4 protein-coding genes are annotated in these 2,479 nt (G+C 45.7%); 3 read left to right on the top strand and 1 reads right to left on the bottom strand.

What is annotated here, in order from left to right:
* Positions 1–129 precede the first annotated feature (129 nt).
* From sigG to nrdR, 3 genes are all read left to right on the top strand, one after another.
* Complete coding sequence (gene sigG / locus HMPREF1548_RS22365) at positions 130–909, top strand: RNA polymerase sporulation sigma factor SigG (RefSeq protein WP_021638901.1); 780 nt, start codon at positions 130–132, stop codon at positions 907–909.
* A 90-nt stretch (positions 910–999) separates the two neighbouring features.
* Positions 1,000–1,233: a YlmC/YmxH family sporulation protein gene (locus HMPREF1548_RS22360; protein ID WP_021638900.1), complete on the top strand. Its 234-nt coding sequence runs from the start codon at positions 1,000–1,002 to the stop codon at positions 1,231–1,233.
* Between the two features lie 174 nt (positions 1,234–1,407).
* Complete coding sequence (gene nrdR, locus HMPREF1548_RS22355) at positions 1,408–1,863, top strand: transcriptional regulator NrdR (protein ID WP_021638899.1); 456 nt, start codon at positions 1,408–1,410, stop codon at positions 1,861–1,863.
* Here nrdR and HMPREF1548_RS29665 read toward each other — a convergent pair.
* Positions 1,850–2,101: a hypothetical protein gene (locus HMPREF1548_RS29665; RefSeq protein WP_147332410.1), complete on the bottom strand. Its 252-nt coding sequence runs from the start codon at positions 2,099–2,101 to the stop codon at positions 1,850–1,852. The genes nrdR and HMPREF1548_RS29665 overlap by 14 nt on opposite strands.
* Between the last annotated feature and the right edge of the window lie 378 nt (positions 2,102–2,479).

Genomic DNA, 2,479 nt, shown 5'->3' with positions numbered 1-2,479 from the left:
GCCCTGTCCCCTGCCCCCGAACCCTCAGACTCCTCCCCCTCTTCCATATTTTGTATTTTTTACATGGTATAATTGGCAGGAATTGTGAGAATTCTCTTTAGTAGAAAATGAGAGCAGGAGGATTCGGCAATGGCACTGAATAAGGTGGAAATATGCGGGGTAAATACTTCAAAGCTTACGGTGCTTACCAATGAAGAAAAAACGCAGCTGTTTGAGCGGATAAAAGAAGGGGATGAGGAAGCCAGACAGCAGTATATCAAAGGAAACCTGCGGCTGGTGCTCAGCGTGATCAAACGGTTTTCCAACAGCAATGAAAATGTGGACGATCTGTTCCAGATAGGCTGTATCGGACTGATCAAGGCCATTGACAACTTTGACTCCACGCTGAACGTGAAATTCAGTACCTATGCGGTTCCCATGATTATCGGGGAAATCCGGAGATTCCTGAGAGACAACAACGCCATTCGTGTGAGCAGATCACTGAAGGACACGGCTTACAAGGCAATTTACGCAAAAGAAAACCTCATGAAGCAAAACCAGAAGGAACCCACCATTGCCGAAGTGGCAACGGAAATCGGGATTCCCAAGGAAGACGTTGTGTACGCCCTGGACGCCATCCAGAATCCCATGAGCCTTTATGAGCCGGTCTACACCGACGGCGGCGACACCCTCTATGTCATGGATCAGATCAGCGATAAAAAAAATAAAGAAGAAACCTGGGTGGAGCACCTTTCCCTCAGTGAAGCCATGAAAAAACTGAACGACAGAGAATATGAAATCATTTCCCTCCGCTTTTTCGAAGGGAAAACCCAGATGGAGGTAGCGGAAATCATCGGCATTTCCCAGGCCCAGGTGTCAAGGCTTGAAAAAAACGCCCTCAAGGTGATGAAAAATTACCTCAGCGCCTGAAAACCGCCCGATTGAAAACTGTGACCGAAAAAATGAAAAAGCATATAATAACAGTAAAAGACCACGCGCCAAGCGGACAGGGAGACGGATATGCTTTTTTCAGAGCTGAAATGCAAGGAAGTCATAAATCTCAGAGACTGCAGAAAGCTGGGACATGTGACGGATTTTGAATTCGACCAGTGCAGCGGCTGCATCTGCAAACTGATCGTACCCGGCGGAGCCAAATGGAAATCCTTTTTTTCCTGTGACACGGATCATGTAATCTGCTACAACGATATCAAGCAGATCGGCCCCGATATTATAATTGTAGATTTGCCGGAATAACCCGGCTGAAAAAAGACGGACAAAAAACACCCATGCCCGTCTTTTTTTGCGCCCAAAAACGCTGTTCCTGCGCACAATATCCGAACACCAGTTCCTAAGTTGACATAAAACCAAACCTTCGTTATAATAAGTAAAAATAAAGTGCCTTTTTGCGGGCATTCGGAGGTTTAAATTATGAAATGTCCATTTTGCGGCCACGACAACACAAGAGTCATCGACTCCAGACCTGCTGATGAAAACAACTCCATCAGAAGACGCCGCGTATGCGATGAATGCGGCAAACGCTTCACCACCTACGAAAAGATAGAAACCATTCCCCTCATAGTCATCAAAAAAGACAACAACAGGGAAACCTACGACCGATCCAAAATAGAAGCCGGCGTACTCCGCGCCTGCCACAAAAGACCCGTCAGCGCCAACCAGATCACACGCCTGGTAGACGAAGTGGAAACAGAGATCTTTAACAAGGAAGAAAAAGAAATCCCCAGCCAGGTCATAGGCGAACTGGTAATGGACAGACTCAAAAGCCTGGATGCCGTTGCCTACGTCCGTTTTGCCTCCGTATACAGGGAATTCAAAGACATCAACACCTTTATGGATGAACTCAAAAAAGTAATCACCACAAAATAAGAAAGAGAAAACCATGACCGAAGAAAAAAAACAAAAACTCACCGCCGCCAGGGCAAAAGTAGACAAAGCCAATAAATGGAGACTGACCTTCCTCTTCATAGCCGTCCTTTTCCTCCTCTTCATCTTTTTCGGCGGCAAATTCTTCGAACAGACCCCCTGGTTCCAAACCGCAAAACAATGGATCTACTTCATCACCGGCTGGGACCTGATTTTCGTCCTCATCAGCACCCTCATCCAATTCTACTTCACCATTAAATACAACAAAATCGTAAAATCCTAAAAAAACCTATATTCCAATACAACACTACAAAAAATCCTCCGTGCCGCCCAGGCCACAGAGGATTTTTTTCAACGTTCCATTTCAACGCCCTTTTCCTTTCTATTTCGTAACTATCCGCTGCCCCTCACAATTACAGCTAAAATCCATCCCAAATCTCCTTTGGCGACATATTTTAGCCCTCCTGAATCCCTTTCTTACGATCAGCGCAAACCGCTTTCCTGCTGAACAGTTACTCTATATTCTATTACAACAATAAATACAACAATAAAATTTACCGCATGAGCCATAATACGTAGAGCGCTGCGAGCCATCCCGTCTCTGTTTTGGGGGCCGGAC

It is taken from the genome of Clostridium sp. KLE 1755, from assembly GCF_000466465.2.
GTDB classification, from domain to species: Bacteria; Bacillota; Clostridia; order Lachnospirales; family Lachnospiraceae; genus Eisenbergiella; species Eisenbergiella porci.
The sequence above is the reverse complement of the archived record's forward strand: the minus strand, read 5'-3'. Positions and strand labels throughout refer to the sequence as shown.